General features: G+C 54.0%; 19 protein-coding genes. 10 read left to right on the forward strand and 9 right to left on the reverse strand.

Annotated elements, in window-relative coordinates; translation table 11 throughout:
• Positions 1-80 precede the first annotated feature (80 nt).
• The 3 genes from WG219_10465 (at position 81) to WG219_10475 (ending at position 1,969) form a co-directional block, all read left to right on the forward strand.
• Positions 81-554 (forward strand): MFS transporter, encoded by a 474-nt coding sequence (locus WG219_10465; protein ID WXL27840.1) that lies wholly within the window; start codon positions 81-83, stop codon positions 552-554.
• Between the two features lie 92 nt (positions 555-646).
• Positions 647-1,423 carry a class II glutamine amidotransferase gene (locus WG219_10470; GenBank protein WXL27841.1) on the forward strand — a complete coding sequence of 259 codons (777 nt, stop codon included), beginning with the start codon at positions 647-649 and terminating at the stop codon, positions 1,421-1,423.
• Positions 1,424-1,444: 21 nt separating this feature from the next.
• A complete protein-coding gene (locus tag WG219_10475) occupies positions 1,445-1,969 on the forward strand; it encodes a DUF2937 family protein (protein ID WXL27842.1) in 525 nt (174 codons plus the stop codon).
• Between the two features lie 56 nt (positions 1,970-2,025).
• Here WG219_10475 and WG219_10480 read toward each other — a convergent pair whose 3' ends face one another.
• The 4 genes from WG219_10480 to WG219_10495 form a co-directional block, all read right to left on the reverse strand.
• On the reverse strand, positions 2,026-3,204 hold the full coding sequence (locus tag WG219_10480; protein ID WXL27843.1) for a VWA domain-containing protein: 1,179 nt from the start codon (positions 3,202-3,204) through the stop codon (positions 2,026-2,028).
• A 32-nt stretch (positions 3,205-3,236) separates the two neighbouring features.
• The gene (locus WG219_10485; GenBank protein ID WXL27844.1) at positions 3,237-3,632 is read right to left on the reverse strand and encodes a GFA family protein; all 396 of its coding nucleotides are present in this window, start codon (positions 3,630-3,632) and stop codon (positions 3,237-3,239) included.
• Positions 3,633-3,646: 14 nt separating this feature from the next.
• Positions 3,647-4,492: a MoxR family ATPase gene (locus WG219_10490; GenBank protein WXL27845.1), complete on the reverse strand. Its 846-nt coding sequence runs from the start codon at positions 4,490-4,492 to the stop codon at positions 3,647-3,649.
• Positions 4,493-4,625: 133 nt separating this feature from the next.
• Positions 4,626-5,690 (reverse strand): DUF748 domain-containing protein, encoded by a 1,065-nt coding sequence (locus WG219_10495; GenBank protein ID WXL27846.1) that lies wholly within the window; start codon positions 5,688-5,690, stop codon positions 4,626-4,628.
• A 114-nt stretch (positions 5,691-5,804) separates the two neighbouring features.
• Here WG219_10495 and cysK point away from each other — a divergent pair, with 114 nt between their 5' ends.
• Positions 5,805-6,779 carry a cysteine synthase A gene (gene cysK / locus WG219_10500; protein WXL27847.1) on the forward strand — a complete coding sequence of 325 codons (975 nt, stop codon included), beginning with the start codon at positions 5,805-5,807 and terminating at the stop codon, positions 6,777-6,779.
• Positions 6,780-6,890: 111 nt separating this feature from the next.
• Here cysK and oprI read toward each other — a convergent pair whose 3' ends face one another.
• Complete coding sequence (gene oprI, locus WG219_10505; protein ID WXL27848.1) at positions 6,891-7,142, reverse strand: outer membrane lipoprotei OprI; 252 nt, start codon at positions 7,140-7,142, stop codon at positions 6,891-6,893.
• A gap of 495 nt (positions 7,143-7,637) precedes the next feature.
• On the opposite strand from oprI, the gene WG219_10510 reads away from it, so the two are divergent.
• Positions 7,638-7,916 (forward strand): GNAT family N-acetyltransferase, encoded by a 279-nt coding sequence (locus tag WG219_10510; GenBank protein ID WXL27849.1) that lies wholly within the window; start codon positions 7,638-7,640, stop codon positions 7,914-7,916.
• 41 nt (positions 7,917-7,957) lie between these two features.
• Here WG219_10510 and pabB read toward each other — a convergent pair whose 3' ends face one another.
• The 4 genes from pabB to WG219_10530 form a co-directional block, all read right to left on the reverse strand.
• Positions 7,958-9,325: an aminodeoxychorismate synthase component I gene (gene pabB, locus WG219_10515; protein ID WXL27850.1), complete on the reverse strand. Its 1,368-nt coding sequence runs from the start codon at positions 9,323-9,325 to the stop codon at positions 7,958-7,960.
• Between the two features lie 236 nt (positions 9,326-9,561).
• Entirely contained in the window at positions 9,562-10,548 is a 987-nt protein-coding gene (locus WG219_10520; protein WXL27851.1) for an alpha-L-glutamate ligase-like protein, read from the reverse strand.
• Between the two features lie 3 nt (positions 10,549-10,551).
• Positions 10,552-12,078 (reverse strand): inactive transglutaminase family protein, encoded by a 1,527-nt coding sequence (locus WG219_10525; GenBank protein WXL27852.1) that lies wholly within the window; start codon positions 12,076-12,078, stop codon positions 10,552-10,554.
• 5 nt (positions 12,079-12,083) lie between these two features.
• Positions 12,084-12,620, reverse strand: coding sequence for an ATP-dependent zinc protease (locus WG219_10530; GenBank protein ID WXL27853.1), 537 nt, complete (start codon positions 12,618-12,620; stop codon positions 12,084-12,086).
• A gap of 297 nt (positions 12,621-12,917) precedes the next feature.
• On the opposite strand from WG219_10530, the gene WG219_10535 reads away from it, so the two are divergent.
• The 5 genes from WG219_10535 to prpF all read left to right on the forward strand — a co-directional run bounded on the left by WG219_10535 (position 12,918) and on the right by prpF (position 19,662).
• Positions 12,918-13,640: a GntR family transcriptional regulator gene (locus WG219_10535; protein WXL27854.1), complete on the forward strand. Its 723-nt coding sequence runs from the start codon at positions 12,918-12,920 to the stop codon at positions 13,638-13,640.
• Positions 13,637-14,521 (forward strand): methylisocitrate lyase, encoded by an 885-nt coding sequence (prpB, locus tag WG219_10540; protein ID WXL27855.1) that lies wholly within the window; start codon positions 13,637-13,639, stop codon positions 14,519-14,521. The genes WG219_10535 and prpB overlap by 4 nt, the downstream gene beginning before the upstream one ends.
• Before the next feature lie 68 nt (positions 14,522-14,589).
• Positions 14,590-15,750 (forward strand): 2-methylcitrate synthase, encoded by a 1,161-nt coding sequence (gene prpC / locus WG219_10545; protein ID WXL27856.1) that lies wholly within the window; start codon positions 14,590-14,592, stop codon positions 15,748-15,750.
• A 1-nt stretch (position 15,751) separates the two neighbouring features.
• A complete protein-coding gene (acnD, locus tag WG219_10550; protein ID WXL27857.1) occupies positions 15,752-18,361 on the forward strand; it encodes a Fe/S-dependent 2-methylisocitrate dehydratase AcnD in 2,610 nt (869 codons plus the stop codon).
• 113 nt (positions 18,362-18,474) lie between these two features.
• Positions 18,475-19,662, forward strand: a complete 1,188-nt coding sequence (gene prpF / locus WG219_10555) for a 2-methylaconitate cis-trans isomerase PrpF (GenBank protein ID WXL27858.1) — start codon at positions 18,475-18,477, stop codon at positions 19,660-19,662.
• Positions 19,663-19,669 lie beyond the last annotated feature (7 nt).

A 19,669-nucleotide genomic window follows, 5' to 3' on the forward strand; every position in this document is an offset into this window, starting at 1 on the left:
AGCACTTCGCCTGACGGCTGCTGATATTTGTATAACCTGCGCTGAGCACCCGCCAGCTCCATGTCTGAGAATCTGTGGTTATGACTGAAAACGACTACCTGCTTGCCTGGGGGATCTACCTGATCGCGGCGTTTGGCTGCTTGCTGGTTGGTTTCCGTATGACCAGCTGGATGTGGCGCTATTTGCGTGAGCCTTTGCGGGTAGTGGTGTTTGTTCTGCTATTCAGCCCAACACTGGTTGACCCAGGGCAGGACAAACTGGCGCCGTCAATTGCCATTGCTGCTATGGATCTGCTCTTAGGGGTGGGCAGCAATGCCTGGCGCGCGATTGCTGATTTGAGCATGTATGGTTTGATCGTGTTTGGCCTGTATCTGCTATTTGTCATGGTGCGCTGGCCGATTGAACGCTGGTGGAACGGCCGCAGAGGCTATGAGCCAATCGCTGAGGATGAACCCACCTTGCGGGAGATGATGTCCAGTCGGGACGAAACAGACGATTATCGTGATGATGATTATCCGCGTCGTCACGGCTCACGGGTCGAACCGCGACTGTAATTCCGTTGTCGTCCCAAGGTGATACGCCTACCTGGCACTTGCTAACGTTGCGAATAACCCGCTGAGACTGCTGCTGTTGAGGTTTGAACTGAATGTGTGAATTACTGGGCATGAGTGCCAATGTGCCAACTGACATCGTGTTCAGTTTTACCGGTCTGATGCAGCGGGGAGGACGAACGGGCCCGCACCGAGATGGATGGGGCATCGGGTTTTACGAGGGGCCGGGTCTTCGTCTGTTCCAAGATCCGCGCGCCAGCAGTGAGTCTGAGGTGGCTCAGTTGGTACAGCGCTACCCCATCAAGAGTGAAGTAGTCATCGGCCATATCCGCCAGGCAAATGTGGGGCGCGTTTGCCTGGCCAATACCCACCCGTTTGTTCGCGAGATGTGGGGGCGAAACTGGTGTTTCGCCCATAATGGTCAGTTGGCTGGGTTTACCCCGCAGCTCGACAATTACTGGCCAGTGGGGGACACCGACAGTGAGTCGGCATTTTGTGACCTGCTTAATCGTCTACGCAGAGAGTTCCCACAACCGGTCGAAGTTGAGGCATTGTTGCCGACTTTGATTGAAGCCTGTGCCCGTTACCGCGCCTTCGGTGTCTTTAATTGTCTGCTCAGTGATGGTGATTGGCTGTTCAGCTTCTGCTCAAGCAAGTTGGCGTATATCACCCGGCGGGCACCGTTTGGCCCTGCACATTTAAAGGATGCAGATGTGCAGGTCGATTTTCAGTCTGAAACAACCCCCAATGATGTTGTGACCGTTATGGCCACCGAGCCATTGACCGACAACGAACATTGGACTCGCTACGCGCCTGGAGAATGGCGCCTGTGGCGGGGGGGAGAATGCATCGCACAGGGAATTGCCACATAGTTTTATAAGAAGGAAATAAGCATGTTCATCAGTTATTTGCGAATGGTGTTATTCGCACTGGGGCTCTTAGTCGGCATACAGGTGCCAGGTTTTATAGACGATTACCAAAAGCGAGTTGAGGCTCAACTCCTGGAGTCCGAAAAAGGCCTAGAAGGCTTCCGCAAAACGGCAAAACGATTTTTTAAAGGCGACTTGGTTGCGCTGGTTGGCCATTATGCGCAAAGCGCTGATCCGGTCATGCGCAGCGATGCAGCTAGTTTGAGCGAGCTGGTAGACCGCGTTACATTTCTCAAGCGCGAAAGCATCGCGATGCACGGGCCGTGGTACAGCCAGACTTGGCATCTGATCATCAATGCTGATCAAGAACTGATGAGTGAAACCCTGAAAGCCTATCGTTACCAGGTCCTGTTTGCGCCAGAAGTGATCGCTTGGGGATTGGCAGGTGCATTGTTACTGGCGTTGCTGGTTGAGGGGGGGCTGCTGATGATCGTGGCGTTGCTGGGGCAGGGCACAACCCGCCGCACACAGCAGAAACATTGGCGTTAAAGCTGTCTCGTCGCCGATAAACAAAGGCCCATCAGGGCCTTTGTTATTTCTGCCGGTTACTTGGACAGGAATTTCATACCGTCTTCCAAGCCTTGCAGTGTCAGCGGGTACATCTGGTCATTTAGTAGTTCACGCATGATGGCCGTAGAAGCGGTGAAGCCCCAAGTGTCTTTGGCATACGGGTTAATCCAGATCAGCTTTTTGTACTTGTCCATAAAGCGTTTGATCCAGACGTAACCGGCTTCTTCGTTCCAATGTTCGACACTGCCGCCTGGTTGAGTGATCTCATAAGGCGCCATGGCTGCATCGCCTACGAACACCACTTTCCAGTCAGAGCCGTATTTGTGCAGCAGATCGAAGGTCGAATAACGTTCTGAGGTACGGCGTAAGTTGTTCTTCCACACCGACTCGTACACGCAGTTATGGAAGTAGAAGTACTCCATGTGTTTGAACTCGGTCTTGCACGCGGAGAACAGCTCTTCGCAGGCTTTGACGTGGGCATCCATGGATCCGCCGATGTCGAACAAGATCAGCAGTTTGACCGTGTTACGTCGCTCGGGTCGCATCTTGATGTTGAGCAAGCCTCCATCTTTGGCGGTGTGATCAATGGTGCCGTCCAGATCAAACTCGTCCTGAGCCCCCTGACGGGCAAACTTGCGCAAGCGGCGCAGGGCTACCTTGATATTGCGGGTGCCCAGCTCAACCTGATCATCGAGATTTTTGTATTCGCGCTGGTCCCAGACTTTGACTGCCTTGCCTTGGCGCTTACCCGCGTCACCAATACGAATACCTTCCGGGTTATAACCGCCGGAACCGAACGGGCTGGTACCGCCGGTGCCAATCCACTTGTTTCCACCCGCATGGCGTTTTTTCTGTTCTTCCAAACGCTTCTTGAATTCTTCAATCAGCTTATCGAGCCCACCTAGTGATTCGATTTTGGCGCGGTCTTCGTCAGTCAGGGAGCGCTCGAACTCTTTGCGTAGCCACTCGTCCGGGATCAGGGCCTCAATATGCTGATCGAGGTTTTCCAGCCCTTTGAAGTAGGCGCCAAAGGCTCGGTCGAACTTGTCGAAGTGACGTTCGTCCTTAACCAGAATCGCGCGGGACAAGTAGTAGAACTCGTCCATATTAGCGAACACGACGTTATGCTTTAGGGCATTAATCAGGTCCAGCAGCTCCCTGACGGAAACCGGTACCTTGGCCGCACGCATTTCATTAAACAGGTTGAGCAGCATGGCTGCGCCCTCATGTATTGATCAGACAAGCGTCAGGAGCGACCTTCGCGCGGCAGATTGTCGGCGATGTGGTACCAATCGGCTTTGTCGTCGGTATAAATGTGTTTCTGAGGGATGATGCCTAAGGGCGTATCCAGTGTCCCCAGCGCAATGGCCAACCATTCAGGTCGCTCATTGTCGCTCTCCCACAACAGGGTAGCGCCACAACGCTGGCAAAAACTTCGGGTAACGCCGGGCGAGGGCTCATAGCGCACTATAAAATCCTGCCCGGCAGTAATATTGAAGTTTTCACGCAGGGCACTGGCATAACTGGCGAAAGCGGCACCATGCCCCTTACGGCATTGGCTGCAATGGCAATGCGTAGCAGAAGTGAGCGGGCTGCTGATTTGGTACTGCACCGCATTACACAAACAACTTCCACTATGCATCGCTCGACACTCCATTAGCGTGAAGAGCGGCGGCTCATAAAGGCCAAGCGCTCAAGAAGTTGCACATCTTGCTCATTTTTGACCAATGCACCGGCCAATGGCGGAATGGCTTTAGTCGGGTCGCGTTCACGCAATACAGACTCACCAATGTGGTCAGCCATCAGCAACTTGAGCCAGTCCACCAGCTCACTGGTGGAAGGTTTCTTCTTCAGACCAGGCACCTTGCGAATATCGAAGAATACATCGAGTGCTTCGGCCACCAGATCTTTGCTGATGTTGGGGTAGTGCACGTCGACGATTTTCTGCAGGGTGTCACGATCTGGGAAGGCGATGTAATGGAAGAAGCAGCGGCGCAGGAAGGCGTCCGGCAGTTCCTTTTCGTTATTCGAGGTAATGATGATGATCGGGCGCTGTTTAGCCTTGATCGTCTCGTTGGTCTCGTAAACGTAGAACTCCATCTTGTCGAGTTCCTGCAACAAGTCGTTGGGGAACTCGATATCGGCCTTGTCGATTTCGTCGATCAGCAGGATAACGCGCTCTTCAGCCTCAAAAGCTTCCCAGAGCTTACCTTTCTTGATGTAGTTTTTGACGTCATGGACTTTGTCCGAGTCCAGTTGCGAGTCGCGCAGGCGGCTCACCGCATCATACTCATACAAGCCCTGATGGGCTTTAGTCGTGGATTTGATGTGCCAGGTAATCAGGCGGGCGTCAAAAGCTTCAGCCAGTTGCTCAGCTAGCATGGTTTTGCCGGTACCGGGTTCACCTTTAACCAGCAGCGGGCGCTGTAAGGTGATGGCGGCGTTGACGGCCAGCTTGAGGTCGTCGGTGGCAACGTAAGACTGAGTGCCTTCGAACTTCATCAGTAAATCCTCGAACGGAAACGGATAGCCAACGTAGCGTAGGAGTTGGCCAAAGTAATGACTATACCGTGACGACTCGGTGGCTGTGAACGAAGACCATCTATTCATTCACTGAATGAGTGGTCACGTACGCTTAGGGTTTGTTGCTGTCGAACTGGTTATTGAAAGCTTCGACAAAAGCATTGCGCAGCACGGCTTTAAACGCTTGCCAGCGGCTGACATCGTACGCGTTGAGGTCACCGCGTATTTCGATCCGGCTGGCCAACTGGTCTTTGCTCTGGTTTTTTAGAACAAAACTGCTGCCGCCAACGACCGCTTCCCATAATCCGTTGAGCAAGCTTTTGTTCTTATTTGCGACATCCTGCTGCCAGTCAAATATGTCCACTTCGCGCAAGATAGGCTTGGCATAGCCCTTGAGTTGCCCTTGTCGAGCTTTAAGCTCCAAGACCAAGTCGCCATTGCCCTTATTGAAATCAAAGCTGCTGTACGCTCGGGTAAAGCTATTGAGTTCGCGCAGCTGTACAGCGGTTATGCGCAGCTGCAGGTCAAAATCATCCAGCTCACCGAGTGGATTAAAGTCGCTCTTCAGTTCAACTGGCGATTGTCCAAAGGCTTTGGCCGTCGCGCTCAACTGCGAAGGCCTCGGTTTACTCTCATCACTGACAGTACTGAGGTTGAGCAGCTGCCCATTGAGCTCGGTCACTTGAAGATTTACTGCAGGGGTTGCGTTGAAGTTGCGGAAGGCCAGAGTGCCGTCGCTGACGCGTACCTCGTTGAGGGTGATCGGTAGTAAACCGCGCAACTGGGTGCGCCAGTCAACGCCTTCGCCTGTTTGTGATGTGGCTGTATTGTCACCGTCAACAAATGTCAGGGTCGGGCGTTCAAACTCGACCTCGGCAACCACGGAGTGCTTTTCCCACAATGCACGCCAGCTCACGGACAAATCGATCACCGGTACACTGAGCAGTGGCGCCGGGACCTTACCGTTAATTTTGTCGATGCTCAGGTCGTTGATACGGTAGGCGCCACGCCATAGTGCAAGATCAATATCGCGGATATGCCCTCGGTAGTCGCCCATATTGGCCAGTTGCTTGTTTAAGTAGTCACGAATGAGCCCGGGCAGAGCAATGTGCAAAGTGATGAGGGTAAGTAACAGCACGGTGATGAATGCGAGCGTGCAACGGTAGCGTTTTTTCATGGCAATTGTTTTGAATCAAATAAAGCTATAGCTTAGACGCTCTGCGACTGGACGCCTGTGTCCTCTGGTCTTAGGCTTAAAGGCTTTCTCATGCACGTACAAGGGCACCACACCATGAGCCGCATTTTTGCTGACAACGCACAAGCGATCGGTAATACGCCACTGGTTCGCATTAACCGCCTAGGACCTGAAGGCGTCACGATTCTCGCCAAAGTGGAAGGGCGCAACCCCGGTTATTCGGTTAAATGCCGTATTGGTGCCAATATGATCTGGGACGCCGAAGAGCGCGGCGTACTAAAACCGGGTATGACGATTGTCGAGCCAACCTCCGGCAATACCGGTATTGGCCTAGCATTCGTTGCTGCTGCCCGTGGCTACAAATTGATTCTGACCATGCCTGCGTCCATGAGCTTGGAACGCCGTAAGGTGCTGAAGGCACTGGGGGCGGAGTTGGTACTTACAGAGCCTGCCAAGGGCATGAAAGGCGCCATTGAGAAAGCGACTGAAATCGTTGAATCCGATCCAGCGAATTACTTTTTGCCGCAGCAGTTCAATAACCCGGCCAACCCTGCAATTCACGAAAAAACCACCGGCCCTGAAATCTGGAACGACACCGATGGAGCCGTAGACGTACTGGTCGCAGGTGTTGGTACCGGCGGAACCATCACGGGTATTTCCCGTTATATAAAGAAGACCCAAGGTAAGCAGATTCTTTCTGTTGCGGTTGAGCCTGTCGGTTCACCTGTGATCAGTCAGACCCTTGCAGGCGACGAAGTTAAGCCTGCTCCTCACAAAATTCAGGGCATTGGCGCGGGCTTCGTGCCGGGTAATCTGGATTTGAGTCTGGTTGACCGGGTTGAGCAGGTTCAGGACGAGGACGCCAAAGCAGTTGCCCTACGTCTGATGCGAGAAGAGGGGATCCTTTGTGGGATTTCCTGCGGTGCTGCTATGTCGGCTGCCCTGAAGCTCGCTGAAGAGCCGCAGATGCAGGGTAAAACCATCGTGGTGATCCTTCCAGACTCCGGTGAGCGCTACTTGTCCAGCATGCTGTTCAGTGATCTGTTTACAGAACAAGAGTTGCAGCAGTAAGGCTTCATCGGGCTGGTGCCTATGGCACCAGCCTGCGGGATTCTGATTTTACGCAGGTAATAAAAAAGCCGACCTGTTTCCAGGTCGGCTTTCCAATAGCCTTGAGAGCTATTACTTGCGGCTTGCCTTTTCCAGCATGCGCAGAGCACGCTCATTGGCTTCGTCAGCAGTCTGCTGAGCCTTCTGAGCAGCAGCCAGAGCGTCATCAGCCTTGCGATAGGCTTCATCAGCACGAGCTTGAGCGCGAGCAGCTGCATCTTCAGTTGCAGTCAGGCGAGCTTCAGTTTCTTTAGATACGCTGCTGCAACCGGTAGCCAGAACTGCTGCCAGAGCCAGAGCAGAGAATTTCAGAACGTTGTTCATCGTGTTCCCCTTAAGGTGGAGTTTTTCCATAAAAGCAATTTCCCGACACTAGGAAATTCGCCGGCGTACATAGTACCTGTAACTTGTAGTAAGTAAACGGAGATAGAGCAAGCAGGAACGTTTTTTTTCTTATGGAAGGTTAAATTTGTACTGTTTTCTTTAAGTTTGATTAAAAAACAAACAGTTTCAGCAAGTAAGAACCTGTCTGAGCTTCCAGAAAAGCTTTGGACTTACATTATGCTCTGCCATATCCGGGACTGAACTGGACAGACTTCGTAAGGGTCAAAGTATGGTTTGATGAGTGGCATTTACACAGCGTAAGTGTCCTAGCAGAAGTGGCACGTAGCAAATTCAATGTCGCGTAAGTAATTGATTCAGGTGACCTCAGGCCTTTGTGCCTGTTAAGCTCAGAGGAGTATCAGTAAACAGCAGCCTAAGAATGGTCTTACACGCTGTTGCTGAATTTGATCGTATATGTATGAAAGAGGAGTTGCGATGAGCGAGGAGCTATCCATAAAGCACGATCAGGCTGCTCATCAGTTTGAGACTACCGTGAACGGTGATCGGGCCTATCTGGCTTATATGGATCTGGGTAAGCAGACCTTGGATATCTATCGTACATTTGTACCCAACTCTCTACGCGGTCGCGGTATTGCTGCTGCGCTGACTGAGCACGCTCTACAATTTGCTGAGCGCTCGGGGTATACCGTAATCCCTTCGTGCTCCTATGTTGAGCGCTACCTAGAACGCCGTCAGCGTAAGCAGGCTGACTAGGCTGCATTTCCGGAGCATGTTGCAGTTCACAAAAGCCCGCATTAGCGGGCTTTTGTGTTTTCGCTCAACTGTTCCAAGGTGCTCATCAACACCTTTACCTTGGTAATAGACTCCTGATACTCAGCATCTGCTTCTGAGTCGGCTACGATCCCGCCACCGCCCCAGCAACTGATTTGTCCATCTATTGCTAGTAGGCTGCGAATGGCGATGGAACTGTCCATTTCACCGCGGACGTCGAGGTATAGGAGCGAGCCGCAGTACAGGGCACGGCGCGTTGGCTCTAACTCATCAATGATTTGCATCGACCTAATTTTAGGCGCCCCGGTTATTGAGCCACCGGGAAAGCTACCAGCGAGCAGATCGAGTGCATCGTGCTCGTCATCCAGTTGACCTGTCACAGCGCTGACCAAATGGTGGACATTGGGGTAGCTTTCCAGCACAAACAGCTCGGGTACACGGACTGAGCCTATCCGGCAAGAACGGCCAAGATCGTTTCGCAGCAAATCGACAATCATTAGGTTTTCTGCGCGGTCTTTAGGGCTGTTAAGCAGCTCTTCGGCCATGGCCAGATCGTGTTCAGGTTCCGAATATCTTGGGCGTGTACCTTTAATCGGGCGGGTCTCGACGGTGCCTTGGTGGATCTTGATAAAACGTTCTGGGGAAAGGCTGAGAACCGCATTACCCCCGGGCAAGCTGATAAAACCGGAAAAGGGGGTGGGGCATGACTTGCGCAGGGCTTGGTAGGCGGTCCAGGGGGAGCCTTGATAGGGCGCACGGAAACGCTGAGCAAAATTAACCTGATAGCAGTCGCCGGCCTTGATATAGCCTTGAATCTTTTCAAAAGCGCTTAGGTAGCACTGTTTGCTTATATCTGCCTTAAAGTCACCGAGCAGAGCAAACGCTTCCGAGGGCTGTAGATCTGTAGGGGCGGCGAACAATCCGATAAGGCGATCCCGTTCACTGCTCTGCACGGTGGGGTGAAAGACTAGGCAGCTTCGCTTGGTTTCATGGTCGCTGATCAGCGCCCAAGCATACAGTCCTATGCGAACATCGCTTAAGCCAAGGTCGTCCACTGCATTGTTTGGTAGCCGCTCTATCCGACGCCCAAAGTCATATCCTAGGTAACCAATCAGACCGCCAGCAAATGGCAGCTCGTATCCATCGGGGATGCGTGCGTTACCTAGCTGGCCAAGCGCCAGTCGCAGGCGTTTGAAAAATGCGTTGGCCGACTCGTTGGTGAATGCCTCAAATTCCGCCAATGGCCACGCGCTGAGGATGTCATAACGTCCGCGTGTGGATTCGGGTCTGCCGCTGTCCAGCAGAACAGCTCCGCTAGCATGTAGTACACGGCTGAAAAAGAAGGTGGGATCCGCGTGATAGAGCAGATCATGTACGTAGCATGTAGGCATGAGGGACTTATGGCTTGGCACAGAGGGCGATTGTAGAACGTCAAGAAACATCATCCTAGTGCGTTTCTGCTTTAGTCTGGATTTCGATATCTACAAGTGGATGTTCTGCGCTAATTACCAATGTCCACCGATTGTAATTTGCTTATGGTAATGCATGAAAGTAAAACGCCCTGCGATTGTTAGGATGTCGCAGGGCGTGGGGCATATCAATAGTCCAGTACGGACAGGCCTCAGTATCAGATGCTGGGCTTGGTCACGTTGCCAAAGAGGCTTTGAGAGAAGCGCACACGCTCCTCTGGTGTTTCCTTGACGCCTTTTTTCGCCAGTTCAGCCAAGTGAGCCTCAATCGCGTGGGCGCGATGAGTAAGCCCAGAATCGTTGGCAATCTGGATATTCAACCCCGGACGGGCATTGAGCTCCAGAATCAGCGGGCCTTTATCCTGATCCAGCACCATGTCCACACCAATGTAGCCAAGGCCGCACAGCTCGTAACAGCCAGCGGCCAGCTTCATGAAACCATCCCAGTTTGGCAACTGAACACCATCAACGGCGTTAGTGGTATCAGGGTGCTTGCTGATTTTGTTGTTCAGCCAGGTGCCGCGTAGGGTGATACCAGTAGCAAGGTCTACACCAACACCAATAGCGCCCTGGTGCAGGTTGGCCTTGCCGCCGGACTGCCGGGTTGGCAGGCGCAACATGGCCATGACGGGGTAGCCCATCAGCACAATGATGCGGATGTCTGGAACGCCTTCATAGCTGATGCTTTTGAAGATCTGGTCAGGGGTTACCCGATACTCGATCAGTGCACGGTCACGCAGGCCGCCCAGGGAGTACAAGCCTGAGAGGATGCTGGAGATCTGCTGCTCGATCTCTTCATGAGTGATGATCTTGCCGGAGACCGTTTTGTACTTGTCCTCAAAACGGTCTGCGATGACCAGAATTCCGTCACCGCCGGCACCTTGTGCTGGTTTGACCACGAAGTCTGGGCGGTCACCAATGATCTCGCGCAGTTTCTCGATGCCTTTCTCGGTATCGATGATGCCGTACATTTCAGGCACCGCGATTCCAGCTTCAATCGCGCGTTTCTTGGTGATGATCTTGTCATCCACGATCGGATACAGATTACGTTTGTTGTACTTCAAAACGTAATCCGCATTCCGACGGTTGATACCCATAATGCCTTTGGCTTCTAGGGCCTTCCAAGTTTTCCAGAGTCCGAACATGGCTCAATCCTTCAGGAAGGCTTTGAAGCGGAACAGCTCAGTCAGGCGATAGCCGCGGTAGCGACCCATAGCCAGCATGAAGCCCACCAGAATCAGCAGCACAGCCGGGAAGGTGAACACGAAGTAGTTCAACTCCGGAACGCTCATCAGCAGGTGTGCAAGAGTTGCCGCAAACAGGGTGCCGACAGCCACTTTAAAGGCTGTATTACCGCCACGCTCTTCCCAGGTGATAGACAGACGCTCGATGGTCATGGTCAGAATTACCATTGGGAACAGAGCAACGGAGAGGCCGCGCTCTAAGCCGAGTTTGTGGCTGAACAGGCTGATAACGGCAATCAGCACAACCACAAAGGTCAGAACCACAGACAGGCGAGGCAGCATTTGCAATTTCAAATGCTCAAGATAGGAGCGAAGTGAAAGGCCCAATGCGGTGATGATGGTAAACAGCACAATGCCGAAGCCCAGTTGGGTTTCGCGGAAGGCCAGAGCAATCAGTACCGGAGTAAATGTACCCAGTGTTTGCAGGCCGCCCAGGTTACGCAGGATCAGGATGACCAGTACACCAAACGGGATCATGACCATGATCATGAAGGTCTGCTGGGTTTGCAGCGGCAGGCCGTACAGGGAGTATTCAAGGAAGTCCGCGTCGGTGTTTTCATCCGTCAGTTTGGCCAGGCGGATGGCGTTCATCTCGCTGCTGTCCAAGCTGAAGCTCACCTGAGCCTGTTTTCCGCCCTCAAGCGTTACCAGATCTGCATCGCCAGTCCACCAAACCAAGCGATCATCAGGCAGGCCTTGTTCACCTGTTTCAGGGTTGAAGTACAGCCAGTTTTCACCGTTAAAGCTGCGCAGCCATAGCTCAGGGCTCTGGGCTATATCGGCGGCGAGGCGGATTGTGTGGACGCGCTCCATTGGCACATGGGCAATGGACAGCAGAAGGTCAATGACCTTGGCTTTCTTAGCTGTGGAAGCGTCGCCGCCGAGCAGCAGTTTTACGTTGTCATCATTGGTGTTGTTGACACGTTTGATGGTTTCGCTGATGAAGGTCTCAACGTCGGCGGAGTGCTGACGGATCGGCGCGAGCAAGGCTTCGGCAGCAATTTTCTCCGGGCCTTCAACAGGCAGGCTGTCACGGAAGATCGGGCCTTTGGCCTTTAGTTGCTCACCGCTATAGCGTTTGGTGAGAACCAAACGGTAGTAGAGGGTTTGCTTGCCGCTGGCGCGACGCGCAGACCACGTCACTTTACGGTTGCCATCAACACGGTTGACGCTTACGCCGTAGTTATTAGAGATGAAACTCTCGTTGAGGCTCACGTAATCCTGAGTCAGTGGCGGCACGAACATCTGCAGCTTCACAGGCTCACGCGGGCTGGCCTGGAATTCGACCTTAGCGTCGATATTCCATAAATCATCGGTCTCGTCTTCGGTCATGGGGATACCGAGAACAAAGATCTGATAAGCCGTAATCAGAACGCCCAGACTCACAAGGAGTATGACCAGGACTTTCAGATGGAGAGTAAGAGAGCGCATTGGGGTTACTCGGCAGGGGTTACGTCAATGCTACAAGCGGGTTTGCCTGAAGCGTAGGTAATACTCGGATCGACCAGTGCTGAAAAGCGCTTCAGCGCTTCTGAGCCTATCAATAGTGGATATTCGAATGCACTGCGATCCGTCAAGTTGACTTCAATTGTCTGCAGGTTGTTCCCCATACAAACATCAAGCTCAATAACTGGGCGGGCAGTGTAAGTCTTATCTTCGTCTGGATCGTAGTCGCCAGCGCGGCGTTTGATTTTGCTGATGCGCGCCAGCGGGCGCTCAATTGAAGAGGTGTGGGTAGAGTCCACAGCGAGGTTAAAACGAACCCAAGTTTCGCCGTTGCGTTTAAACCGAGTGATGTCCCGGGCGCTCAGTGAGGCTGTCTTGGCGCCTGTATCGAGTTTGGCGGCCAAACGCAGGTCGAAGTCAACAAGGTTGACGTATTCATTCAGCCCATAAATGTTTTTGTCATTAGCCCAGCTCAAGCTTGGCGCTAGCAGTAGACATAAAAGAAAGAGCGCAGGTTTATTAATCATAGGTCCTGAGGCAAAACATCCGAGTTGACACAAGCAGCAGTTCTGCTGGGTCGCAATTATTTTTTGGAGTCTAGCAGGTGCCCGGGAATTGTTCTGAAAGGGCCGAGTGGCGTGCATTCTAACATGTGAATTTTCAGTCGTGGCAGGCACTTGCGGCAGTTTCAAAACGTAAAAACTGCTCTTGGGGCTCAATTTTATACCTATCGAAAAGATTGTCGACAATCCATTTGTTTTTGGTTGACCTTGCCGCTCTCCATCGCTAGATTTAACGAAATTGCACTCAATGGTGTCGACAATATGCTCGATGAAGCGGTTCCACAAGCCACTGTTCAAGATGACACTGAAACGTTGTCTGAACAGGTTTTTCGTCGCATCCAGAGCGCCATTGTTCAGGGGGAGATTGCTCCCGGGAGCAAAATCTCTGAGCCGGAACTGGCCAGAACGTATGGGATTAGCCGTGGGCCATTGCGTGAGGCGATCCATCGGCTCGAAGGGCAGAGGCTGCTGGTAAGGATTCCCCATGTAGGCGCCCGAGTGGTTGAGCTGAGCCACGCAGAGTTGATCGAGCTGTATGAAATCCGTGAATCGCTTGAAGGCATGGCGTGCCGTCTTGCGGCCGAGCGCATGAGTCAGGCTGAGATTGATGAGCTACGCCGCGTGCTTGAATTGCATGAGCAGGACTCTGCATTCAAGGCAGGTGTCGGTTATTACCAGCAGGAGGGTGATTTCGACTTCCACTATCGAATCATTCAAGGCAGCGGTAATAAAACCCTGGTGCAGATGCTGTGTGGAGAGCTTTACCAGCTGGTCCGTATGTATCGCTTGCAGTTCTCCGCGACGCCTAACCGCCCGCGTCAGGCCTTTAACGAACACCACCGAATTCTCGACGCCATTGCCGACCGTGACGGCGAACTGGCCGAGCTGTTGATGCGCCGTCACATCGGCGCTTCAAAACGCAACATCGAGCGCCATTACCTGAGCGCGCAAACTCAAACTGCGAAATCCCGAGGTGAGTCATGAGCTTGAAAACTCCAGGCCAGCGTTTCCGCGATGCGGTTGCTGAAGAACATCCCCTTCAGGTGGTCGGCGCGATTAACGCCAACCACGCTTTGCTGGCCAAGCGTGCTGGGTTCAAGGCCATTTACCTGTCCGGCGGTGGTGTGGCCGCAGGCTCCTTGGGGCTGCCGGATTTGGGTATTACTGGCCTGGATGATGTGTTGACAGATGTGCGCCGCATTACCGATGTCTGCGACCTGCCGCTGTTGGTTGATGTGGATACCGGCTTTGGTGCTTCTGCGTTCAACGTCGCCCGTACCGTTAAGTCGATGATCAAGTTTGGCGCTGCTGCTATCCATATCGAAGATCAGGTCGGTGCTAAGCGTTGTGGTCATCGCCCGAATAAGGAAATCGTCACCCAGCAAGAGATGGTTGATCGTATCAAGGCAGCCGTTGATGCCCGTACTGATGACAGCTTTGTGATCATGGCGCGTACCGATGCGCTGGCTGTTGAGGGCCTTAACTCTGCCCTGGATCGCGCTGCGGCCTGTATTGAAGCCGGTGCAGACATGATCTTCCCAGAGGCCATCACTGAGCTGGCCATGTACAAAACCTTTGCTGACCGCGTTAAAGCCCCGATCCTGGCCAACATCACAGAGTTCGGCGCTACTCCTCTGTACACAACAGAAGAGCTGGCCTCGGTTGATGTCGCACTGGCGCTGTATCCGCTGTCGGCATTCCGCGCTATGAACAAAGCTGCTGAAAATGTCTACACCGCGCTGCGCCGCGACGGCACTCAGAAGAATGTTGTCGACACCATGCAGACCCGCATGGAGCTCTACGATCGCATCAACTATCACGCTTTCGAGCAAAGCCTCGACGCCTTGTTCGCAGCCAAGAAGTAAGCCCCGGGCCGCAAGCGCAGCCTTGATATAACAAGAATTTTGCTGGATCAGATGAGGAGATAACCGCCATGAGCGCTACCCCAGAGACCACCCCTGGCTTCAAACCGAAAAAATCCGTAGCCCTGAGCGGCACTGCCGCTGGCAATACTGCACTGTGCACCGTAGGCCGTAGCGGCAACGACCTGCATTACCGTGGTTATGACATTCTCGATGTTGCTACCACCTGCGAATTCGAAGAAATCGCTCACCTGCTGGTCCACGGTAAGCTGCCAAACGTAGCTGAGCTGGCGGGTTACAAAGCTAAGCTGAAAGCCCTGCGCGGTCTGCCAGCAGCTCTGAAAACGGCTCTGGAGCAACTGCCTCCGTCCGCACACCCGATGGATGTGATGCGCACAGGTGTATCGGTACTAGGCTGCCTGGCTCCAGAGAAAGACGATCACAACCACCCGGGTGCACGTGATATCGCTGACAAGCTGATGGCCTCCTTGGGCAGCATGCTCCTGTACTGGTATCACTTCAGCCATAACGGCAAGCGTATCGACGTTGAAACTGACGACGACAGCATCGGCGGCCACTTCCTGCACCTGCTGCACGGTGAAGCGCCGCGTGAGTCTTGGGTCCGCGCCATGCATACATCGCTGATCCTGTATGCAGAGCACGAATTTAACGCCTCCACGTTCACCTCTCGTGTGATTGCCGGTACGGGCTCCGATATGTTCTCGGCCATTGCCGGTGGTATCGGTGCCCTGCGTGGCCCGAAACACGGCGGTGCTAACGAAGTCGCCTTCGAAATCCAGAAGCGTTACGACAATCCGGACGAGGCGGAAGCCGATATCCGTGCCCGCGTTGAGAAGAAAGAAGTGGTTATCGGCTTCGGCCACCCGGTGTACACCGTTGCTGACCCGCGTAACAAAGTGATCAAAGAGGTTGCTCGCGAGCTGTCAAACGAGCAGAACAACACCAAGATGTATGACATTGCTGAGCGCCTTGAATCAGTGATGTGGGAAATCAAGAAAATGTTCCCGAACCTGGACTGGTTCAGCGCGGTGAGCTACCACATGATGGGCGTTCCGACTGCAATGTTCACTCCGCTGTTCGTGATTGCCCGTACTGCCGGCTGGTCCAGTCACGTGATTGAGCAACGCATCGACGGAAAGATCATCCGTCCAAGCGCCAATTACACCGGCCCTGAAGACCTGAAATTCGTCGCCCTGAAGGATCGTAAATAACATGAACAGCCAATACCGCAAGCCGTTAGCGGGTACTCAGCTGGATTATTTCGATGCCCGTGAGGCGGTCGATGCCATCGAAGCCGGTGCCTGGGCCAAGCTGCCTTACACCAGCCGTGTGCTGGCTGAGCAGCTCGTGCGTCGCTGCGATCCGGCCGCGCTGACCGATTCGCTGAAGCAGCTAATCGAACGCAAGCAGGAGCTGGACTTCCCGTGGTATCCAGCTCGTGTGGTCTGCCATGACATTCTTGGTCAGACTGCGCTGGTTGACCTCGCAGGCCTGCGCGACGCCATTGCAGAGCAGGGCGGTGACCCGTCCAAGGTCAATCCTGTGGTGCCCACTCAACTGATCGTTGACCACTCGCTGGCCGTGGAATATGCAGGCTTTGACCCGCAAGCCTTTGAGAAAAACCGTGAAGTTGAAGAGCGTCGTAACGAAGACCGCTTCCACTTTATTGAGTGGACCAAGACTGCGTTTAAAAACGTCGACGTGATCCCGGCTGGTAACGGCATCATGCACCAGATCAACCTGGAGAAAATGAGTCCGGTGATCCAGGCGCGTGGTGGCGTGGCCTTCCCGGATACCTGCGTAGGGACCGACAGCCACACGCCGCACGTAGATGCCTTGGGCGTAATTGCTATCGGCGTTGGCGGTTTGGAAGCCGAAACCGTCATGCTAGGTCGCGCCTCGATGATGCGCCTGCCGGATATCGTCGGTGTAAAACTGACTGGCAAGCGCCAGCCAGGCATCACGGCAACTGACATCGTGCTGGCCCTGACTGAGTTCCTGCGTAAGGAGCGTGTTGTAGGTGCTTGGGTTGAGTTCTTCGGTGAGGGCGCAGACAGCCTCTCCATCGGCGACCGCGCCACCATCTCCAATATGTGCCCTGAGTACGGCGCCACAGCGGCGATGTTCTACATCGACCAGCAAACCATCGACTACCTCAAGCTCACAGGCCGTGAGCCGGAGCAGGTTGCCCTGGTTGAGAACTACGCTAAGACCACTGGCCTGTGGGCTGATGCACTGAAAACAGCGGTTTATGAGCGAGTGCTGACGTTTGACCTGTCCACCGTTGTGCGCAACATGGCTGGTCCGTCCAACCCGCACAAGCGTCTGCCGACCTCTGCCTTGAATGAGCGCGGTATTGCAGATGAAGCCAAGTTGGCTGCAGCTAAGCAGGAAGAAGCGCAAGGGTTGATGCCTGATGGTGCCGTGATCATCGCTGCAATCACCAGCTGCACCAACACTTCTAACCCACGCAACGTCGTTGCAGCGGGATTGCTGGCTAAAAAAGCAAACGAGCTGGGTCTGGTCCGCAAACCTTGGGTTAAAACGTCGTTTGCTCCTGGCTCTAAAGTAGCCAAGCTGTATCTGGAAGAGTCCGGTCTATTGCCTGAGCTGGAAAAACTCGGTTTTGGCATCGTCGCCTATGCCTGCACCACCTGTAACGGCATGAGCGGTGCGCTGGACCCGGTGATCCAGCAGGAAATCATCGACCGCGACCTGTACGCCACTGCTGTGTTGTCCGGTAACCGTAACTTCGATGGCCGGATTCACCCATACGCCAAGCAGGCCTTCCTCGCTTCGCCGCCGCTGGTTGTGGCCTATGCCATCGCTGGTACGGTGCGTTTCGATATCGAGCAAGACGTACTGGGGCATGATGCACAAGGCAATCCGATCACCTTGAAAGACCTGTGGCCGAGCGATGAAGAGATCGACGCCATAGTGGCTGCCAGCGTGAAGCCGGAGCAGTTCAAACAGATCTACATTCCAATGTTTGATCTGGGCACGGTCAAAGAAGCTGACAGCCCGCTGTATGACTGGCGTCCACAGTCCACCTACATCCGCCGTCCGCCGTACTGGGAAGGTGCGCTGGCAGGTGAGCGTACGCTTAAAGGCATGCGTCCGTTAGCATTGCTGCCGGATAACATCACCACGGATCACTTGTCGCCGTCTAACGCCATCCTGGCCAACTCGGCTGCTGGCGAGTACCTGGCCAAAATGGGCCTGCCGGAGGAGGACTTCAACTCCTACGCGACCCACCGTGGCGATCACTTGACTGCGCAGCGTGCGACCTTTGCCAACCCGCAACTGGTCAACGAAATGGCTGTTGTCGATGGTGAGGTGAAGAAAGGTTCGCTCGCACGCGTTGAGCCGGAAGGCAAAGTGATGCGTATGTGGGAGGCAATCGAGACCTACATGGACCGCAAGCAGCCGCTGATTATCATCGCCGGTGCAGACTACGGTCAGGGGTCGTCTCGTGACTGGGCCGCTAAGGGCGTGCGTTTGGCTGGTGTAGAAGCGATCGTGGCCGAAGGCTTCGAGCGTATTCACCGCACCAACCTGATCGGTATGGGGGTGTTGCCGCTGGAGTTTAAGGCTGGCACTAACCGTAAAACCTTGGCGCTCGATGGTACTGAGACGTACGACGTGATCGGTGAGCGCAAACCGCGCGCCGATCTGACGCTGATCATCAATCGTAAGAATGGTGAGCAAGTCGAAGTGCAGGTGACATGCCGTTTGGATACCGCCGAAGAAGTTTCGATCTACGAAGCAGGCGGTGTGTTGCAGCGTTTTGCCAAGGACTTCCTTGAGTCCAGCGCAGGTTAAACAACCCTGCGCACCCTGTAGGAGCGACTTCAGTCGCGAACAGTTTTCGGCTGACGTCGTTCCTACAGCACATAACCCACTTCGCCACCGATACGCTATTTCAGGATCAAGCCATGGCCCACTTACCGCAAGTGAAGATTCCAGCCACTTACATCCGTGGCGGCACCAGTAAAGGCGTGTTCTTCCGCCTACAAGATTTGCCTGAGTCCTGCCAGGTTCCGGGAACCCCGCGGGATCGCCTGTTTATGCGGGTGATTGGCAGCCCTGACCCCTATTCAGCGCACATTGACGGTATGGGAGGGGCAACCTCGAGTACCAGCAAGTGTGTAATTTTGTCTAAAAGCAGCCAGCCGGATCACGACGTTGATTACCTCTACGGTCAGATCTCAATAGACAAGGCCTTTGTAGATTGGAGCGGCAACTGCGGCAACCTGTCTACCGCCGCTGGCGCTTTTGCTATTCACGCCGGGTTGGTTGATCCATCGCGCATTCCGCAGAACGGCATCTGTGTGGTTCGCATCTGGCAAGCCAATATTAAGAAAACCATCATCGCTCATGTTCCAGTAACCAACGGAGAGGTTCAGGAAACCGGCGACTTTGAGCTGGATGGCGTGACATTCCCAGCGGCGGAAATTGTTCTGGAGTTCCTTGATCCGTCCGATGATGGCGAGGAGGGCGGCTCCATGTTCCCCACTGGCAATCTTGTGGACGAACTGGACGTTCCGGGCATCGGCACCCTGCAGGCAACCATGATCAGCGCTGGTATTCCGACCGTGTTTGTTAAGGCGGAAGAAATCGGCTATCAGGGCACTGAACTGCGCGAACAGATCAATACGGACCCTCAAGCGCTGGCCCGGCTGGAGGCTATCCGTGTCGCGGGCGCATTGCGCATGGGGCTGATCAAAACCCCAGAAGAAGCAGCAACTCGCCAACACACTCCCAAAATAGCCTTTGTTAGTCCGCCTAAAGACTATGTGTCCTCTAGCGGTAAAACTGTTAAGGCCTCAGATGTTGATTTGTTGGTTCGTGCAGTTTCCATGGGCAAACTGCACCACGCGATGATGGGAACTGCTGCTGTCGCAATCGGCACAGCTGCTGCCATACCCGGTACGCTGGTGAATCAGGCAGCAGGTGGTGGTGAGCCTAATGCTGTGCGTTTCGGCCATCCATCCGGAACTCTGCGCGTGGGGGCAGAAGCTCAGCAGGAGCAGGGAGAGTGGGTCGTTAAGAAGGCCATCATGTCGCGCTCGGCGCGTATCTTGATGGAAGGATGGGTGCGGGTTCCGCAGGAATCGTTCTGAGCCGAGC

The sequence above is a fragment of the Pseudomonas mendocina genome (assembly GCA_037482215.1).
In the GTDB taxonomy this organism is placed as follows: Bacteria; Pseudomonadota; Gammaproteobacteria; order Pseudomonadales; family Pseudomonadaceae; genus Aquipseudomonas; species Aquipseudomonas mendocina_E.

What these genes read in the sequence shown, in the direction of transcription:
- WG219_10465 (WXL27840.1), top strand. Translation starts at nt 81, where the DNA reads ATGACTGAAAACGACTACCTGCTTGCCTGGGGGATCTACCTGATCGCG.
- WG219_10470 (WXL27841.1), top strand. Translation starts at nt 647, where the DNA reads ATGTGTGAATTACTGGGCATGAGTGCCAATGTGCCAACTGACATCGTG.
- WG219_10475 (WXL27842.1), top strand. Translation starts at nt 1,445, where the DNA reads ATGTTCATCAGTTATTTGCGAATGGTGTTATTCGCACTGGGGCTCTTA.
- WG219_10480 (WXL27843.1), bottom strand. Translation starts at nt 3,204, where the DNA reads ATGCTGCTCAACCTGTTTAATGAAATGCGTGCGGCCAAGGTACCGGTT.
- WG219_10485 (WXL27844.1), bottom strand. Translation starts at nt 3,632, where the DNA reads ATGCATAGTGGAAGTTGTTTGTGTAATGCGGTGCAGTACCAAATCAGC.
- WG219_10490 (WXL27845.1), bottom strand. Translation starts at nt 4,492, where the DNA reads ATGAAGTTCGAAGGCACTCAGTCTTACGTTGCCACCGACGACCTCAAG.
- WG219_10495 (WXL27846.1), bottom strand. Translation starts at nt 5,690, where the DNA reads ATGAAAAAACGCTACCGTTGCACGCTCGCATTCATCACCGTGCTGTTA.
- cysK (WXL27847.1), top strand. Translation starts at nt 5,805, where the DNA reads ATGAGCCGCATTTTTGCTGACAACGCACAAGCGATCGGTAATACGCCA.
- oprI (WXL27848.1), bottom strand. Translation starts at nt 7,142, where the DNA reads ATGAACAACGTTCTGAAATTCTCTGCTCTGGCTCTGGCAGCAGTTCTG.
- WG219_10510 (WXL27849.1), top strand. Translation starts at nt 7,638, where the DNA reads ATGAGCGAGGAGCTATCCATAAAGCACGATCAGGCTGCTCATCAGTTT.
- pabB (WXL27850.1), bottom strand. Translation starts at nt 9,325, where the DNA reads ATGCCTACATGCTACGTACATGATCTGCTCTATCACGCGGATCCCACC.
- WG219_10520 (WXL27851.1), bottom strand. Translation starts at nt 10,548, where the DNA reads ATGTTCGGACTCTGGAAAACTTGGAAGGCCCTAGAAGCCAAAGGCATT.
- WG219_10525 (WXL27852.1), bottom strand. Translation starts at nt 12,078, where the DNA reads ATGCGCTCTCTTACTCTCCATCTGAAAGTCCTGGTCATACTCCTTGTG.
- WG219_10530 (WXL27853.1), bottom strand. Translation starts at nt 12,620, where the DNA reads ATGATTAATAAACCTGCGCTCTTTCTTTTATGTCTACTGCTAGCGCCA.
- WG219_10535 (WXL27854.1), top strand. Translation starts at nt 12,918, where the DNA reads ATGCTCGATGAAGCGGTTCCACAAGCCACTGTTCAAGATGACACTGAA.
- prpB (WXL27855.1), top strand. Translation starts at nt 13,637, where the DNA reads ATGAGCTTGAAAACTCCAGGCCAGCGTTTCCGCGATGCGGTTGCTGAA.
- prpC (WXL27856.1), top strand. Translation starts at nt 14,590, where the DNA reads ATGAGCGCTACCCCAGAGACCACCCCTGGCTTCAAACCGAAAAAATCC.
- acnD (WXL27857.1), top strand. Translation starts at nt 15,752, where the DNA reads ATGAACAGCCAATACCGCAAGCCGTTAGCGGGTACTCAGCTGGATTAT.
- prpF (WXL27858.1), top strand. Translation starts at nt 18,475, where the DNA reads ATGGCCCACTTACCGCAAGTGAAGATTCCAGCCACTTACATCCGTGGC.